Origin of the sequence: Arthrobacter sp. Soc17.1.1.1, from assembly GCF_036867195.1 — a bacterium.
Taxonomy (GTDB): domain Bacteria; phylum Actinomycetota; class Actinomycetes; order Actinomycetales; family Micrococcaceae; genus Arthrobacter_D.
Window position 1 is genome coordinate 1,418,641 of the sequence record NZ_JBAJII010000001.1, and the last position, 16,832, is coordinate 1,435,472.

Annotated in this window: 12 protein-coding genes; 8 read left to right on the plus strand and 4 right to left on the minus strand. The window is 71.6% G+C overall.

All coding sequences use genetic code 11. The features are described from left to right. Positions 1-7 precede the first annotated feature (7 nt). The 3 genes from ftsR (at position 8) to V6S67_RS06425 (ending at position 2,080) form a co-directional block, all read left to right on the plus strand. Positions 8-757, plus strand: coding sequence for a transcriptional regulator FtsR (ftsR, locus tag V6S67_RS06415; protein ID WP_334209444.1), 750 nt, complete (start codon positions 8-10; stop codon positions 755-757). 10 nt (positions 758-767) lie between these two features. Then, positions 768-1,271, plus strand: a complete 504-nt coding sequence (locus V6S67_RS06420) for a bifunctional nuclease family protein (protein ID WP_334209445.1) — start codon at positions 768-770, stop codon at positions 1,269-1,271. A gap of 221 nt (positions 1,272-1,492) precedes the next feature. Then, positions 1,493-2,080, plus strand: coding sequence for a MerR family transcriptional regulator (locus tag V6S67_RS06425; RefSeq protein WP_334209446.1), 588 nt, complete (start codon positions 1,493-1,495; stop codon positions 2,078-2,080). A gap of 102 nt (positions 2,081-2,182) precedes the next feature. On the opposite strand, the gene V6S67_RS06430 is transcribed toward V6S67_RS06425, so the two are convergent. Then, positions 2,183-3,004, minus strand: coding sequence for a ParA family protein (locus V6S67_RS06430; RefSeq protein ID WP_334209447.1), 822 nt, complete (start codon positions 3,002-3,004; stop codon positions 2,183-2,185). Positions 3,005-3,224: 220 nt separating this feature from the next. On the opposite strand from V6S67_RS06430, the gene V6S67_RS06435 reads away from it, so the two are divergent. Then, on the plus strand, positions 3,225-6,647 hold the full coding sequence (locus V6S67_RS06435) for a pyruvate carboxylase (protein ID WP_334209448.1): 3,423 nt from the start codon (positions 3,225-3,227) through the stop codon (positions 6,645-6,647). A gap of 148 nt (positions 6,648-6,795) precedes the next feature. Continuing rightward, positions 6,796-8,199 carry a mycothione reductase gene (locus V6S67_RS06440; protein ID WP_334209449.1) on the plus strand — a complete coding sequence of 468 codons (1,404 nt, stop codon included), beginning with the start codon at positions 6,796-6,798 and terminating at the stop codon, positions 8,197-8,199. 41 nt (positions 8,200-8,240) lie between these two features. Here the strand turns inward: V6S67_RS06440 and V6S67_RS06445 are convergent, their stop codons facing one another. Further along, on the minus strand, positions 8,241-10,049 hold the full coding sequence (locus V6S67_RS06445) for an AMP-dependent synthetase/ligase (protein ID WP_334209450.1): 1,809 nt from the start codon (positions 10,047-10,049) through the stop codon (positions 8,241-8,243). Between the two features lie 137 nt (positions 10,050-10,186). On the opposite strand from V6S67_RS06445, the gene V6S67_RS06450 reads away from it, so the two are divergent. Next, complete coding sequence (locus V6S67_RS06450) at positions 10,187-11,272, plus strand: ROK family glucokinase (RefSeq protein ID WP_334209451.1); 1,086 nt, start codon at positions 10,187-10,189, stop codon at positions 11,270-11,272. Between the two features lie 22 nt (positions 11,273-11,294). Here V6S67_RS06450 and V6S67_RS06455 read toward each other — a convergent pair whose 3' ends face one another. Then, positions 11,295-11,831 (minus strand): hypothetical protein, encoded by a 537-nt coding sequence (locus V6S67_RS06455; RefSeq protein ID WP_334209452.1) that lies wholly within the window; start codon positions 11,829-11,831, stop codon positions 11,295-11,297. Positions 11,832-12,096: 265 nt separating this feature from the next. Between V6S67_RS06455 and V6S67_RS06460 the strand changes: the two genes are divergently transcribed. Then, entirely contained in the window at positions 12,097-12,975 is an 879-nt protein-coding gene (locus tag V6S67_RS06460; RefSeq protein ID WP_334209453.1) for a lysophospholipid acyltransferase family protein, read from the plus strand. 96 nt (positions 12,976-13,071) lie between these two features. Beyond that, positions 13,072-14,451: a class II 3-deoxy-7-phosphoheptulonate synthase gene (locus tag V6S67_RS06465; protein WP_334209454.1), complete on the plus strand. Its 1,380-nt coding sequence runs from the start codon at positions 13,072-13,074 to the stop codon at positions 14,449-14,451. Between the two features lie 52 nt (positions 14,452-14,503). Here the strand turns inward: V6S67_RS06465 and V6S67_RS06470 are convergent, their stop codons facing one another. Beyond that, positions 14,504-16,828, minus strand: coding sequence for a protein kinase domain-containing protein (locus V6S67_RS06470; RefSeq protein ID WP_334209455.1), 2,325 nt, complete (start codon positions 16,826-16,828; stop codon positions 14,504-14,506). Positions 16,829-16,832: the final 4 nt, after the last annotated feature.

Below are 16,832 nucleotides of genomic sequence, written 5' to 3' on the forward strand. Positions count from 1 at the left end.
CCGCTCCATGCCAGCCTCCCACCCCGCCCGCCGTCCGGCCGGCGTCGCTCCAGGTCTTTCCCCCACCGGTGTCCTCACCATCGGCGAGGTCCTGCGCGAACTGGCGGGGGAGTTCCCGCAGGTCACGGCGTCGAAGATCCGCTTCCTCGAGGAGAAGGGCCTCATCTCGCCGCAGCGGACCCGCGCCGGGTACCGCAAGTACGCGGCGCACGACGTCGAGCGGCTGCGCTTCGTCCTGGCCCTGCAGCGCGACCAGTACCTGCCCCTGAAGGTCATCAAGGACTACGTCGACGCCATCGACCGGGGCGAGCGTCCGGAATCGCTGCCGGGCGGGATGACGCTCGCGCCCCGCGTCGTCTCCGACCAGCTCTCCCGAGAGCTGAGCTCCCACGGCCGTCGGCTCACCGCCGAGACCCTCGCCGCGGAGGCGGGAGCGCCGCGCCGGCTCGTCGACGACCTCGTGAGCTTCGGCCTGATCACCGCCGTCGAGAACCGGTTCGACGAGCACGCGCTCAAGATCACGAAGGCCTGCGTCCAGCTGGAGGCCCACGGCATCGAACCCCGCCACCTGCGGCCCTTCCGCGCCGCGGCGGACCGCGAGCTCGGGCTGGTCGAACGCGTCGTCGCGCCGGTCGCGTCCCGCAAGGACGTCGCCTCGAAGGCACGCGCGGCGGAGACGGCGCGGGAGATCAGCGAATTGTGCCTGGGGCTCCACAGCGCCCTCGTCCACAGCCACATAGCCCGAATGGACAGTTAGGCGGCTTCCCGTGATCGAAGTAGAAGTGGTGGGCGTGCGGATCGAACTGCCGTCCAACCAGCCGCTGGTCCTCCTGCGCGAAGCCGCCGGGGAACGCCACCTGCCCATCTGGATCGGAGCGCCCGAGGCCAGCGCGATCGCCTTCGTGCAGCAGGGTATCGTGCCGCCGCGCCCCATGACGCATGACCTCCTGGTCGACGTCGTCGCAGCGGCCGGCAAGCAGATCACGGAGGTGCGCATCACCTCCGTGGAGGACACCGTCTACCACGCGCAGCTGGTGTTCAGTGACGGCGTGACGGTCAGTTCGAGGGCCTCCGACGCCCTGGCCGTGGCCCTGCGCGTACCGTGCCCCATCTACTGCGCGGAGGAGGTCCTGGCCGTCGCGGGCGTGGAGATCGCCGACGCGGACGCCGAGGACGCGGAGCAGGGCGACACCGAGGAGACGGCCGAGAAGGAGGTCCTCCAGTTCAGGGAGTTCCTCGCCGACGTGGAGCCCGAGGACTTCGAACGCTGACGCCTCGGGGCGAGCCCGCTCGTGCCGCGCCGATCGGCGGGCCGCGGGCGACACGCCGAAGCTTGCGGGGCAGCATCTTTGACCTCGACCCTCGCGCGATCTAACGTCGAAGAATACAGTTCCCGTTGCGTGTGTGGGGGGCTCGGGGCACACTTGAGTGCACATCCTGAGGTTCCGCCCCGTTGAGCAAACTCCCCGGGAACCCTACGAGGAGGCAGCACGTGAGTCCGAAGGGTGACGCCGGCAAGGCAGCCAGCCCGCCAGGCGCTGGCGTCCCGGCAAGCGCCCAGGGCTTACTGTTCACGGAAGACCTCCCCGTCCTCGACGAGGACGCCGGGTACCGCGGCCCCACGGCCTGCAAGGCCGCCGGCATCACGTACCGCCAGCTCGACTACTGGGCCCGCACCGGGCTCGTGGAGCCCGCCGTGCGGGGAGCCTCCGGCTCCGGTACGCACCGCCTCTACGGCTTCCGCGACATCCTCGTCCTCAAGGTCGTGAAGCGACTCCTCGACACCGGTGTCTCCCTGCAGCAGATCCGCACCGCGGTGGAGCACCTCCGCGAGCGCGGCGTCGAGGACCTCGCCCAGATCACCCTCATGAGCGACGGCGCGAGCGTCTACGAGTGCACGTCGGCGGACGAGGTCATCGACCTCGTCCAGGGCGGGCAGGGCGTCTTCGGGATCGCGGTCGGCCGGGTGTGGCGCGAGGTCGAGGGCAGCCTCGCCGCCCTGCCGAGCGAGCACGCCACCGATCAGGACTTCCCCGGCGACGAGCTCAGCAAGCGCCGCGCCACCCGCAAGATCAGCTGATCCCGACGTGTGCCGGGGCCTCCCGGTGGGCGCCGCCCGCCAGGATCAGGTCCCGGCCGGCACGCCTCGCCGGCGGCCGTGCCGGCGCCCCCCGACCCGCTGTCAGCGCCTCGCGGCGCGGCTGCGCAGGCGGCCCGAATCCGTCACGCTCCTGAGCAGTTCGTCGAAGTAGCCCGCTGCCTGCTGCGCGGGCTCGCCGGGCCAGTGATGCACCGAGTAGGCAGCGCCCTGGATCTGCTGCCAGTTGGCCTGCTCGGGGATGGTCGGGCTGAGCAGCAGGTCCCCGAACATCTGCTGCATCTCACCGAGGCGGAACGCGTGCTCGTGCGACGCCGACCGCACGCGGTTCGCCACGATACCGGCCGTCTGCAGCTCGGGCGCGAACTCCCGGCGGAACAGCTCGAGTGCACGCATGGTCCGCTCCGTCCCCGCCACGGAGAACAGGCTGGGTTCGGCGACGAGCAGCACACGGTTGCTCGCCGTCCAGGCCATCCTGGTCAGGCCGTTGAGCGAGGGCGGGCAGTCGATCAGGACCAGACCGTACCCGCCGACGCGGGACAGGAGCCGGGACAGCCGCTGCTGGTCACGACGCCCGAGGTCGGGCCTGTCGTAGATGCCGGAGTAGGCGGATCCCATGGCGACGTCGAGGGTACGCGCAGCACCGGCCGCCTTCGCGGCGGTGGACACCCAGCCGCTGGGGACGGTGTTCGCCGCGAGATCGCCACGCCGGGCGTTCTTCAGGAGACGCCCGATGTCCGTCTGTCCCGACGGCCGCACCCCGAGCCCCGTGGTGGCGTCGGCATGGGGGTCCAGGTCCACCACGAGGGTGGGGATGCCCGCTGCCAGTGCGGCCGAGGCCAGCCCCAGGGTGACCGACGTCTTGCCCACGCCGCCTTTGAGACTGCTGATGCTCACTACCTGCACGTGTTGGACCTCTACCTCACTCTGGCTGCCGCCGGGGCGCGGCTGAATTCCCCGACCAATCATAGGGTGACGCGGCCATCGGCCCGGGACGGGGCCGCCCGCCCGCCGGCGGCAGGGGTGGCGCCCGATCCGGTCCGGGTGGAACCCGTGGACGGGAAGGAGCAGCCGGGTAGGATCAGTCCAGCGTGCAGGACCCGACCCGCAAGGATGCAGGAGTGCGATGTTCTCGAAGATTCTGGTAGCCAACCGTGGTGAGATCGCGATCCGGGCCTTCCGGGCCGGGTACGAGGTGGGCGCGAAGACCGTCGCCGTGTTCCCGCAGGAGGACCGCAACTCCATCCACCGTCAGAAGGCGGACGAGGCGTACCTGATCGGGGAGGAGGGCCACCCCGTCCGCGCGTACCTGGACATCGAGGAGATCATCCGGGTGGCGACCGAGGCCGGCTGCGATGCCATCTATCCCGGGTACGGGTTCCTGTCCGAGAACCCCGGCCTCGCCCGCGCCGCAGCCGAGGCCGGCATCACCTTCGTGGGACCGCCGGCCGACGTCCTCGAGCTCGCCGGCAACAAGGTCAAGGCCCTCGACGCCGCCCGCGAGGCGGGCATCCCGGTGCTGGCCTCCTCACGCCCGAGCGCGGACGTGGCGGAGCTGATCGCCGCAGCGGACGAGATCGGCTTCCCCGTCTTCGCGAAGGCCGTGGCCGGCGGCGGCGGGCGCGGCATGCGCCGCGTCGACACGCGGGAGGCGCTGCCGGAGGCACTCGAGGCGGCGATGCGCGAGGCCGAGTCCGCGTTCGGGGACCCGACCATGTTCCTGGAGCAGGCCGTCCTGCGGCCCCGGCACATCGAGGTGCAGATCCTCGCGGACGCGTCGGGCAACGTCATGCACCTGTTCGAGCGGGACTGCTCGCTGCAGCGCCGCCACCAGAAGGTCATCGAGATCGCCCCCGCGCCCAACCTCGACGAGGGCATCCGGCAGGCACTGCACCGGGACGCGGTCAAGTTCGCGACGGCGCTGGGGTACGTCAACGCCGGCACGGTCGAGTTCCTCGTGGACACGGTCGGGGAGCGGGCCGGCCAGCACGTCTTCATCGAGATGAACCCGCGCATCCAGGTCGAGCACACGGTCACCGAGGAGGTCACCGACGTCGACCTCGTCCAGGCGCAGCTGCGCATCGCGGCCGGGGAGTCCCTGGCGGATCTCGGCCTGTCCCAGGACACGGTGTACCTGCGGGGGGCCGCCCTGCAGTCGAGGATCACCACGGAGGACCCGGCCAACGGGTTCCGCCCCGACGTCGGACGGATCTCGGCCTACCGGTCCGCCGGTGGCGCGGGTGTCCGGCTCGACGGCGGCACCGTGTACGCGGGTGCGGAGATCAGTCCGCACTTCGACTCGATGCTGGTCAAGCTCACCTGCAGGGGCCGTGACTACCCGACCGCGGTCGCGCGGGCACGCCGGGCGCTGGCCGAGTTCCGGGTCCGCGGCGTCTCCACGAACATCTCCTTCCTGCAGGCGGTCCTCGACGACCCGGACTTCATCGCGGGGAACGTGGCGACGTCGTTCATCGACGAACGCCCCGAACTGCTCACCGCGCGCATCCCGGCCGACCGCGGCACGAAACTGCTGACCTGGCTCGCGGACGTGACCGTCAACCAGCCCAACGGCGCCCGCCCGGCGCACCTCGACCCGCGGGAGAAACTGCCCGCGATCGAGGAACAGGAGGCGGACGGCGGCCCGGCCCCGGTGATACCCGGGAGCCGCCAGCGCCTGCTGGAGCTCGGGCCGGAGGGCTTCGCGCGGGCGCTGCGGGAACAGACCGCCGTCGCCGTCACGGACACCACGTTCCGCGACGCACACCAGTCGCTGCTCGCCACGCGGGTGCGGACCCGGGACCTCGTGGCCGCCGGCGCGTCCGTGTCCCGGCTGACGCCGGAACTCCTCTCGGTCGAGGCCTGGGGAGGAGCGACGTACGACGTCGCCCTGCGCTTCCTCGGGGAGGACCCGTGGGCGCGCCTGGACGCGCTGCGCCGCGAGGTGCCGAACATCTGCCTGCAGATGCTGCTCCGCGGACGCAACACCGTCGGCTACACCCCGTACCCGGAAGCGGTGACGGCGGCATTCGTCAAGGAGGCTGCGGCCTCGGGGATCGACATCTTCCGGATCTTCGACGCCCTCAACGACGTCACGCAGATGGAGCCGGCCATCCGGGCCGTCCGGGACACCGGGACCGCGGTCGCCGAGGTGGCGCTGTGCTACACGGCGGACATGCTGGACCCGGCCGAGACCCTCTACACCCTGGACTACTACCTGGAGCTGGCCCAGCGGATCGTGGACGCCGGCGCCCACATCCTCGCGATCAAGGACATGGCGGGCCTGCTCCGCCCGGCTGCGGCGGCGAAGCTCGTGACCGCCCTGCGGGACCGCTTCGAGGTGCCCGTGCACCTGCACACCCACGACACCGCGGGCGGGCAGCTGGCGACCCTGCTGGCCGCCGTGGACGCCGGCGTCGACGCCGTCGACGTCGCCAGTGCCGCCCTGGCCGGCACCACCAGCCAGCCGTCGGCCTCCGCCCTCGTCGCGGCCCTGGCCCACACCCCGCGTGACACGGGCCTGGACCTGGGCAACGTGTGCGCGCTCGAGCCCTACTGGGAGGCCGTGCGGCGCATGTACGCCCCGTTTGAGTCCGGCCTGCCCGGGCCCACGGGCCGGGTGTACCGGCACGAGATCCCCGGCGGGCAGCTCTCCAATCTCCGCCAGCAGGCCATCGCCCTCGGCCTCGGCGAGCGGTTCGAGGCCATCGAGGACATGTACACCGCGGCGGACCGGATCCTCGGCCGGCTCGTGAAGGTCACCCCGTCCTCCAAGGTCGTCGGCGACCTGGCCCTGGCCCTCGTGGGCCGCGACGCGGACCCGGCCGAGTTCGAGGAGAACCCGCAGGAATTCGACATCCCCGACTCCGTCATCGGGTTCCTCAACGGGGAGCTCGGCAACCCGCCCGGCGGATGGCCCGAACCGTTCCGCACCAAAGCCCTGAAGGGCCGGGAACTCAAGCCGCGCGACGTCGAGCTCAGCTCCGACGACGAGGCGAAGCTCGCCGGGACGCCCGCGGAGCGCCGGAACGCGCTGAACACCCTCCTGTTCGCCGGGCCGACGAAGGACTTCCGGGCCACCCGCGACACCTACGGCGACGTGTCCCTCCTCGGCACGGCCGACTACCTCTACGGGCTGCAGCCCGGCACGGAGCACGTCATCGAACTCGAGAAGGGCGTCCGGCTGATCGCCACCCTCGAAGCGGTGTCCGAGCCGGACGAGAAGGGGATGCGCACCGTGATGTGCACCCTCAACGGGCAGATGCGGCCCGTGAGCGTCCGCGACAAGTCCATCACGAGCGACGTGAAGGCGGCCGAGAAGGCCGACCCCGGCACCCCCGGGCACATCGCGGCGCCCTTCGCCGGATCCGTCTCCGTCACGCGGGCGGAGGGGGACACCGTGGCCGCCGGCGACACCGTCGCCACGATCGAGGCCATGAAGATGGAGGCCAACATCACCACGCCCGTCGCCGGTACCGTCCAGCGCGTCGCCTTCACCGGCGCAGCACCAGCCCAGGGCGGTGACCTCCTCCTCGTGATCACGGCGTCGTGAACCGCGGACCCCGAGCTGCGGGTGCCCGGATGCCGAGCCACACCGGCAGGCTGGACCACGGCGCCGGGAAGCAGCCGGACAGCTCCGACCCCGCGAGGCAGCTCGTGCAGAACCGGTACAGCATCCGGGCGCGGCTACACTGCGGGATGTGACCCACTACGACCTCGCGATCATCGGCTCCGGCTCAGGCAACACCCTCGTCTCGCCGGAATGGGACGACCGGCAGGTGGTACTCGTCGAGGGCGGCACGTTCGGCGGGACCTGCCTCAACGTCGGCTGCATCCCCACGAAGATGTACGTGTACCCGGCCGGACTGGCATCAGCGGCGGGGGAGTCGGCCCGGCTCGGCGTGGACCTGTCCCTGGAGGGTGTGCGCTGGAAGGACATCCGGGACCGCATCTTCACCCGGATCGACGCGATCTCCGCCGGCGGCAGGGCCTACCGCGCCGAGGAGCTCGCCAACGTGACCCTCATCGAGGAGCACGTTCGCCTCACGGGGGAGAAGTCCTTCCGTACCGCCTCGGGCGACGACGTCACCGCCGACCAGCTGGTGATCGCCACCGGCTCGCGGGCCGTCCGGCCCCCGATCCCCGGCATCGACCTGCCGCAGGTGCACACCTCCGACACCGTCATGCGGCTCGACGAGCTGCCCGCACGGCTCCTGATCATCGGCGGCGGCTACATCGCCGCCGAATTCGCGCACGTGTTCGGGGCCTTCGGTACCCGGGTCACCCTCGCGGTCCGCTCCGCGGGGATGCTGCGCGGCCTCGACGAGACCGTCTCCGACGCGTTCACCGAGCAGGCCGCACGCCGGTGGGACCTCCGGCAGCACACCGAGGTTGTGCGGATCACCGCCAACGACGACGGCAGCGTCACCGCTCGACTGATCGGGCCCGCGGGGCCGGAGGACCTCGAGGTCGACGCCGTGCTCGTCGCGATCGGGCGCACACCAACCACCGATACCCTCGGTGCGGCCGAGGCGGGCCTCGACCTGCACCACGACGGCCGCCTCGTGGTCGACGAGTACCAGCGGGTGCTGCGCGGCGGCCGGCCCGTGACCGGCCTCTGGTCGCTCGGTGACGTGAGCAGCGACTACCAGCTGAAGCACGTGGCGAACCACGAGGCGAAGGTCGTGGCCCACAACCTGCTGCATCCCGAGGCGCTCCGCGCCGCCGACCACCAGTTCGTGCCCGCCGCCGTGTTCTCCTCGCCGCAGGTGGCCTCGGTCGGCATGACCGAGGAGCAGGCACTCGGCCACGCGGACGCCACCGGCACCCCGATCGTGACCGCGGTGCAGCACTACGGGTCGACGGCGTACGGGTGGGCGATGGAGGACACGCAGGGGTTCGTCAAGCTCATCGCCGAGCAGCAGACCGGGCGCATCCTCGGCGCCCACATCCTCGGCCACGAGGCGTCGATGATCATCCAGCCGGTCATCCAGGCCATGTCCTTCGGCCTCGACGCGCAGACGATGGCCCGCGGGCAGTACTGGATCCATCCGGCGCTCACCGAGGTGCTGGAGAACGCGCTGCTCAGCCTGAAGACGGGCTAGGGGCGATCCGGGGCGCCGACGGGCGCCCCGGCCCGGGGCGCCTAGACCTTGGCCGAGGAGTAGATCGACTCCACGATCTCCGCGTAGTCCCTGAGGACCTGGGCGCGCTTGATCTTCAGCGACGGCGTGAGGTGGCCCGTGGTCTCGGTGAAGTCCGTGGGGACCACCCGGAAGACCTTGATGGCCTCCGCACGGGAGACGGTGGTGTTGGCCGTGTCGACGAGCTCCTGGATCTCGGCGAGCACCAGCGGGTGGTCCGCCGCCTCCGCCGTCGTGGTCCCCGCCGGCAGCTGGTGCCGTTCGAGCCACCCGGGCAGTGCCTCCTCGTCGAGGGTGATCAGCGCGGAGATGAAGGGCCGCTGGTCGCCGACGACGACACACTGCGAGACCAGCGCATTGGCACGGATGGCGTCCTCGAGCAGCGCGGGGATGACGTTCTTCCCGCTGGCCGTGACGATGATCTCCTTCTTCCGGCCCGTGATGCGCAGGAAGCCGTCGTCGTCGAGCTCGCCGATGTCGCCGGTGCGGAACCAGCCGTCCACGAAGGCTTCCTCGGTGAGGTCGGGGCGGTTGAAGTAGCCCTTCATGACGCACACGCCCCGGGTGAGGATCTCGCCGTCGTCGGCGATCTTCACCGCATTGCCGGGCAGCGGAGCGCCCACGGTGCCGATCTTGATCCGCTTCGGCGTGTTGACCGTGATGGGGGCCGTTGTCTCCGTCAGGCCGTAGCCCTCGAGCACCATGAGCCCGATGCCGTGGAAGAAGTGGCCGAGCCGGTCCCCGAGGGGCGCGCCGCCGGAGACGGCGTGCTGCACGCGGCCCCCCATCGCGGTGCGGATCTTGCCGTAGAGCAGCCGGTCGAACACGGCGTGCTTGACCTTGAGGCCGAGCGGGATCTTCCCGGCCTGCTCCGCCTTCGACCAGGCGATGGCGACGTCCGCGCCCGCGTGGAAGATCCTGCCCTTGCCGCCGTCCTCGGCCTTCAGCATCGAGTTGTTGTACACCTTCTCGAAGACGCGCGGGACGGCGAGGATGAAGGTCGGCTTGTAGCTCTGCAGGTCCGGCAGCAGGTTCTTCACGTCGGGGGTGTGGGCCACGGTGGCGCCGGCTGCGACGCACAGCACCGAGATGAAGCGGGCGAACACGTGGGCGAGGGGCAGGAACATGATGGTCTGCCCGCCCTCGCGGGCGACCTCCGGAAGGGCCGCGGCCGCGTTCTCGGACAGCTCGACGAAGTTGCCGTGCGTCAGCTCGCACCCCTTGGGCTTGCCCGTGGTGCCCGAGGTGTAGATGATCGTGGCGACGTCGTCGAGGCCCGCGTAGGCGCGACGGTCGGCGAGGGTCTGCTCGGCGGTGCCCGCACCGGCCGTGCGGAGTGTGTCGAGTCCGTCGCCGTCGAACTGCCACACGTGGCGCAGGGACCCGATGCCCTCGAGCGCCACGGCCTCGCGCACCACGTTCTCGTGGCGGGCGGATTCGACGAACGCCCCGACAGCGCCCGAATCGCTGAGGATCCAGGCCACCTGGGCGGGGGAGGAGGTCTCGTACACCGGGACGGAGACGGCGCCCGCGAACCAGATCGCGAAGTCCGCCAGGGACCACTCGTAGCGCGTGCGGGCCATGATGGCCACGCGGTCCCCGGGCTGGACGCCGGAGCTGATCAGTCCCTTCGCGATGTCCTCGACCTGGCGCCGGAACTCGGTGGCGGAGATGTCCTCCCACTCGCCGGTCGCGCCCTTGACCGCGAACAGGGCGGGATTGGACGGCTTCGCCGCCTGCCGCACCACGAGGTCCGTCGTATTGGTCTGGCGGGGGACGTCCACGAGGACGGGAACGCTGATGTCGCGCACGATAGCTCCTTCGATATCACCTCGACCGTGAGGTCGTTTCAGCCTATAGGTTCGGTCCACCGAATGACTGTCCAGTACTGTACGAATCGGTAACGGTGGCGAGCGAGTGCGCCCCGACAGGACGGAGGAGGGACCGCATGCCGATCATTCCCGACCCGGCCGGCCGACGCACCCGACGCCCGCGTACCGACACCTGGCACGCGGGTCGCGGTACGCCGCCGACCGGGCGCACGGCCCGCACCACCTTCGCCAACCCGGCGCGCCGCGGTCTCTCCGTGGGCGTGGACATCGGCGGTACGAAGGTCGCGGCGGGCGTGGTGGACGTCCACGGCAGGATCCTCGCCGAGGCGCGCAGGGCGACCCCCGGCCAGGACCCCCGCGCCGTGGAGGCGGTCATCACCGAGCTCGTCCGCGAGCTGTCGCGGGACTTCCGCATCCGGTCGGTGGGGATCGGGGCGGCGGGGTGGATGGACCTCACCAACAGCACGGTGCTCTTCAGCCCGCATCTCGCCTGGCGCAACGAGCCGCTGCGGACGAACCTCGAGAAGCTGCTGCGCCGGCGCGTGACGGTGGTGAACGACGCCGACGCCGCCGCCTGGGCGGAGTGGAAGTTCGGTGCGGGGCGCGGTGAGTCCCGCCTGGTCTGCATCACCCTGGGGACGGGCATCGGCGGCGCGATGATCATGGGCGGACGCGTGGAGCGCGGCCGGCACGGCGTCGCGGGTGAGTTCGGGCACCAGATCATGGTGCCCCAGGGGCACCGGTGCGAGTGCGGGAACCGAGGCTGCTGGGAGCAGTACGCCTCCGGCAACGCGCTCGGCCGCGAGGCCCGCGAGCTCGCCGCCGCCAATTCCCCCGTGGCCCGAGCCATCATCGACGCCGCGCCCGGCGACGGGGCCCCGATCACCGGCGCCCTCGTGACACGCCTCGCGATGGAGGGCGACCCGGCGTCCCGTGAGCTGGTCGACGACGTCGGGCAGTGGCTGGGACTGGGGCTGGCCAACCTGGCCGCGGCGCTCGATCCCGGGACGTTCGTCATCGGCGGGGGACTGAGCGCCGCCGGCGAACTCCTGCTCGAACCCGCCCGGCGGGCCTTCGGACGCAACCTGACGGGGCGGGGCTTCCGGCCGGCCGCGCGCATCGAGCGGGCGGCCCTGGGCCCGGAGGCGGGACTCATCGGGGCCGCCGACCTGTCACGGTTGCTCTCGCGCAGCGGCACCTAGCCGCGGGGCCGCCGGGAGCGCGCTAGACCTCGGCGCCGTCGTCCCCGATGTCCCGGTGCTTGGGCAGCTTGGTGACGAGATACCCGGCGCCGGCGAGGAACAGGGCGAGGACCCCGAGCGTGACGGCCAGGGGGGCGTCGCGCCAGAACATGGCGAACAGCAGCAGCGTGATCGGCCCGCCCGCGGCGCCGACCCATGCCAGCACCGTCAGAGGATCGCCGGCACCGAGCGGCGGCGGTTCCTCCGGGACGAAGCCCTCGTCCTCCTCCGGTTCCTCCGGGGCGGCGTAGTCACGGGGCCCGGTGGCGCGGAACGGCTGGTCACGGAAGATCGCATCGGCGCGCTCCCGGTCCGTCAGGTCCTCGGTGCCGTGCGCCCCGGACACGTCCGGGCGGGGTTCCCGGCCCTCCGCCGGGAGTCCGACGGGCGCCGGCGGGATCCCCGTGTCGCCCCCGGGAGTCGAGGGGGAAGCGGTGGAGGTCCCCTCCAGGCGCGCGACGAGGTCCTGCCATACGGCGTCGTCGGTGGATTCGTTCGGTTCCTGACCTCGGGGGCCCATACTTTGCTACCTGCTGTCGCGTGCTGCGGTCCGGGTCCGAAGGTCCCCGCCCGGCGTCCTGGTCATCAGAGGGCGTGCTCGTTCAATCGTGGACACCGCGGGCCGCCACGTCAACCGGTCCGCAGCGTGTCGGTGTCCCCTCGGGTCGCCCCGCGCCGGCCGCCCAGGCACCGTCCGTGCCGCCGACACCCTTAGAGTAGGCTTCCACATGGAAAGCGGGCGGCATGCACAGTGCCGTTCCGTCCCTGCAGGGAGGACGAGCGGCGTGTTCTATTGGGTGATGAAGCGGATCATCGTCGGTCCGATCCTCAACCTCCTGTTCCGGCCCTGGGTCAAGGGACTCGACAACATCCCGGCGACGGGTCCCGCGGTGCTCGTCAGCAACCACCTCTCCTTCTCCGACTCGATCTTCCTCCCCATCGTGGTGCCCCGGACCGTCGTGTTCCTCGCCAAGTCGGAGTACTTCACGGGCAAGGGCGTCAAGGGCAGGCTGACGGCCCTGTTCTTCCGGCTCTCCAACCAGCTGCCCATGGACCGCTCGGGCGGCGCGGCGTCGTCGTCCTCCCTGACGGCGGGGATGGACATCCTGAACGAGGGCGGCGTGCTCGGGATCTACCCCGAGGGGACGCGCAGCCCTGACGGTCGCCTGTACCGCGGGAAGACGGGCGTCGCGAAGCTGGTGCTCGCCACGGGCGTCCCCGTGATCCCCGTCGCGATGATCGGGACGGACAAGGTCCAGCCCATCGGGCGGCGCATCCCCAACATCCGCCGCGTGGGGATCATCATCGGCGAGCCGCTCGACTTCAGCCGCTACGAGGGGCTCGAGGACGACCGCTTCGTGCAGCGCTCCGTGACGGACGAGATCATGTACGAGCTCATGCGCCTGTCGGGGCAGGAGTACGTCGACGCCTACGCGAGCACGGTCAAGGAGCGGCTCGCCGCGGAGAAGGCCGCCGGACGCAAGACGCCGAAGCCCGGAGCCGACACCCGCCGTGCCGCCGTGCGCATCTCCACCGAGACGGGCAGCCCGGCGCCGGGCTCCGTCACGGAGATCGGCCGAGCGCCCTCCGCCGACAGGGGCCCCGTCGCGGGGGACACGACGAGCGGCGCGAACGGCAGCACCGCCCAGCCCGACGCGGGCTGATCATCTCCGCCCGGTCGGCGGGCTGTATGACATCCGGGACGGTGGCGATGACGGACCGAATCGGGCCACCCCGTACCCAGCCCGTAGAATTCCCCTGTGACTGATTCGCTAGCTCCCGCCCTCCCGCGCACCGCGGCTCCTGCCCCCTCCACCGCCGGCCTCGATGCCTGGCGCTCCATGGCGGCGGTCCAGCAGCCCTCGTGGCAGGACCCCGGAGTGTATTCGGCGTCGGTCAAGGAGCTCTCGACCCTTCCCCCGCTGGTCTTCGCCGGCGAGGTCGACGTGCTGCGTGAACGGCTCGCGGCCGCCGCGCAGGGCAAGGCCTTCCTCCTCCAGGGCGGCGACTGTGCAGAGACGTTCGACGGCGCGACCGCGGACAAGATCAGCGCCCGCGTCCGCACCATCCTGCAGATGGCCGTCGTCCTCACCTACGGCGCCTCGCTGCCCGTCATCAAGATGGGCCGGATGGCCGGCCAGTTCGCCAAGCCCCGGTCCTCCAACGACGAGACCCGCGACGGCGTGACCCTGCCCGCCTACCGCGGCGACATGGTCAACGGCTACGACTTCACCCCGGAGAGCCGCGGCCATGACGCCTCCCGCATGGTGAAGGCGTACCACACCTCCGCATCGACGCTGAACCTCATCCGTGCCTTCACCCAGGGCGGCTTCGCTGACCTGCGGCTGGTCCACCACTGGAACAAGGGCTTCATGGCCAACCCCGCGCACTCGCGGTACGAGTCGCTGGCCCGCGAGATCGACCGGGCCGTGCGGTTCATGGACGCCTGCGGCACGGACTTCGAGGCCCTCAAGCGCGTGGAGTTCTTCGCCAGCCACGAGGCACTGCTCCTCGACTACGAACGGGCACTGACGCGCATCGACTCGCGGACGTCCCTGCCGTACGACACCTCGGCGCACTTCCTGTGGATCGGCGAGCGGACCCGCGACATCGACGGCGCGCACGTGGACTTCCTGTCCCGCGTCCGGAACCCGATCGGCGTGAAGCTCGGCCCCTCGACGTCGGCCGACGACGCCCTGGCGCTCATCGACAAGCTCGATCCGACCCGCGAGCCGGGCAGGCTGACGTTCATCACCCGCATGGGTGCGAGGAACATCCGCGAGAAGCTGCCCTCCCTGGTGGAGCGCGTCACCGCATCCGGGGCGCAGGTCCTGTGGGTCACCGATCCCATGCACGGCAACACGGTGACGTCCCCGAACGGGTACAAGACCCGCAACTTCGACGACGTCATCGACGAGGTGCGCGGCTTCTTCGAGGTGCACAACGCCCTCGGCACCTTCCCCGGCGGCCTGCACGTCGAGATGACCGGCGACGACGTCGCCGAGTGCCTGGGCGGCGCCGACCCGATCGACCAGGAGGCCTTCCTGGAACGCTACGAGTCCGTGTGCGACCCGCGCCTGAACCACATGCAGTCGCTGGAGATGGCCTTCCTCGTCGCCGGAGCCCTCTCCAAGAGCTGACCGCCGGGACGCAGGGAGGGAGGGTGGCCGCCGGCCACCCTCCCTCCCTGCGTCAGGTGACGGTGATCCGGATCGTGGTCCCCTCGGGCTGCTCGCCCGTGGGGCTCTGACCGGCCACGAGTCCGAGGACGGCGCTGCCGAAGGTGTAGTCGACCTGCACGGTGAAGCCCGCCTCCTCCAGGACGGCGACCGCGCGTTCCTCCGGCAGCGAGAACACGCTGGGGACCCTCACCATGCGCGGCCCCTGCGACAGCGTCAGCGTCACCGGGGTGCCCCGCTGCACGGCGACGCCGGAGGGGTCCTGACGCGCCACCGAACCGGCGGGTACGGTCGCGCTGAACACCCGGGCCTCCTCGATCTCCGCCTTGAGCCCTGCACGTTCCAGCGCCGCGACGGCCTCCTTCGCGGGTAGGCCGGAGACCTCGGGGACGGCGATGGGCGCCGGACCGAGCGACACGACGAGGTCCACGGCCGAGCCGAGGCGGCGTTCCGCGCCCTGGCCGGGGATCTGGCGGACCACCTCGCCCGCCGGGACCGATTCGCTGTACTCCTCGCCGAGGCCGCCGACGGCGAGCCCTGCTGAGCGCAGGTCCTCCGTCGCCTCCGCCTGCGTCCTGCCGACCACGTCGGGGACGGCGAACAGCTCCGGCCCCTTCGACACGACCAGCTCGACGCGTTCGAAGCGGCGGACCGGGGACGCGGCGGCGGGCTCGGTGGCGATCACCAGTCCCTCGAGCACCTGCTCGTCGAAGACCTCCTCGGTCGACAGGGAGGTGAGTCCCTCCCGTTCGAGGACGGCGCGGGCCTCCGCGAGCGGGGCGTTCGCCACGTCAGGGAGGGACACCGTGCCGGCCGGGCCCGCTCCGAAGAGCCAGCCCACGCCGGCCACGAGGCCGGCGAGGAGGACGAGGAGGACGGCGAGGATCCGCACGGACCGCCGCGCCGCTGTGCCATGGAGCGTCTTCTGGGGTCGCTGGGCCTGCCGCGCCTGCTGTCTCTTCGACGGCAGGCGGACCGTGCTTCCTCCCGGCCGTCCGGCCGGCAGCGCGTCGTCGACCTCGTGGAGCCGCCGGCCGTCCCGGTCGTGATGCCCCGCAGCGTCGTGGGTCACGCCGCCGTGCACCTCGGCGCCGTCGGGGCGTTCCCCGCCGCGCGGGTCGCCGGCCGGAGCCGCGTCCGCCGGGAGGGGCGCGCTCCATGACGGCGGCTGCTGCGGCATGGCCCCGAGGACGCGTGTCGCGTTGCGGTCCCGGTCGACGACGCGCGTGGTGGCCTGCCCTGCGGGGGCGGGGAGTACCTCCGTCCCTCCCGGAACCGTCGTCGTGCCGTCGTACAGGCCGTCGTACTGGCCGTCGTACAGGCGGTCGGTGGCGCCGGCCCGGGCCCCGGTGAGTGCTTCGGTGAGTGCTTCGGGCGGTGCGGTTGCCGGCGCGTGCGCGAGGCGGGGGACGACGGCCGCGGTCAGCGTGTCCTGGTCCGGCACCGGGGCGGGCGGGTCGGCCGGTGCGAAGTCGAGCTCGTCGTCGCCGAGCGTGGCGAGGATGTGCCGCAGTTCGCCGAGGAGTGCGGAGCCGTCCACGGGCCGATCCTCGGGGTCCCTCGAGGTGCACCACTGCACGAGCTCGTCGATGTCCACGGCCAGTCCGGGCAGGAGGACCGAGGGGGCCGGTACCTCGGACTGGGCGTGCTGGACGGCTACCTGGATGGGGGACTCCCCGGTGAAGGGCTGCCGACCCGTCAGGAGTTCGAAGAGCATGACGCCGGTCGAGTAGATGTCGCTCTGGGCCTCGGCGGGCCGCCCGAGGACCAGTTCGGGGGATAGGTAGGCGACGGTCCCGACGAGCGTCGCGGTGCCGGTGCTCGCCGACACGGCGCGAGCGAGGCCGAAATCGGCGATCTTCACGGTGCCGGCGTCCGACAGCAGCACGTTCTCGGGTTTCACGTCACGGTGGATCAGACCCGCCTCGTGTGCAGCGGCGAGCCCTTCCACGACGGCGTCCAGGAGGGTCAGCGCGTGGCGTGGGGTGAGCCGGCCGTGCTCACGCAGCAGGTCACGCAGCGTCCGGCCGCGGACGAACTCCATCACGAGATAGGCGACCGGCTGCCCGTCGATCTCGTCGACGCCCTGGTCCAGCACGCCGACCACGTGCGGGTTCGACAGGCGGGCGGCGGACTTGGCCTCCTGCTCGAAGCGGTCGATGAAGCCGGGTTCGTCGGCCAGGTGCGGGTACAGCACCTTGAGGGCCACCCGGCGGTCCAGGCGCCGGTCGGTGGCCAGGTAGACGGTGGACATGCCACCGCGCGCCACCCGGGAATCTACGACGTACCGTCCGTCGACGATGGCGCCCTCGAGCGGATCCTTCCGTAGCTGGTGCACCCTC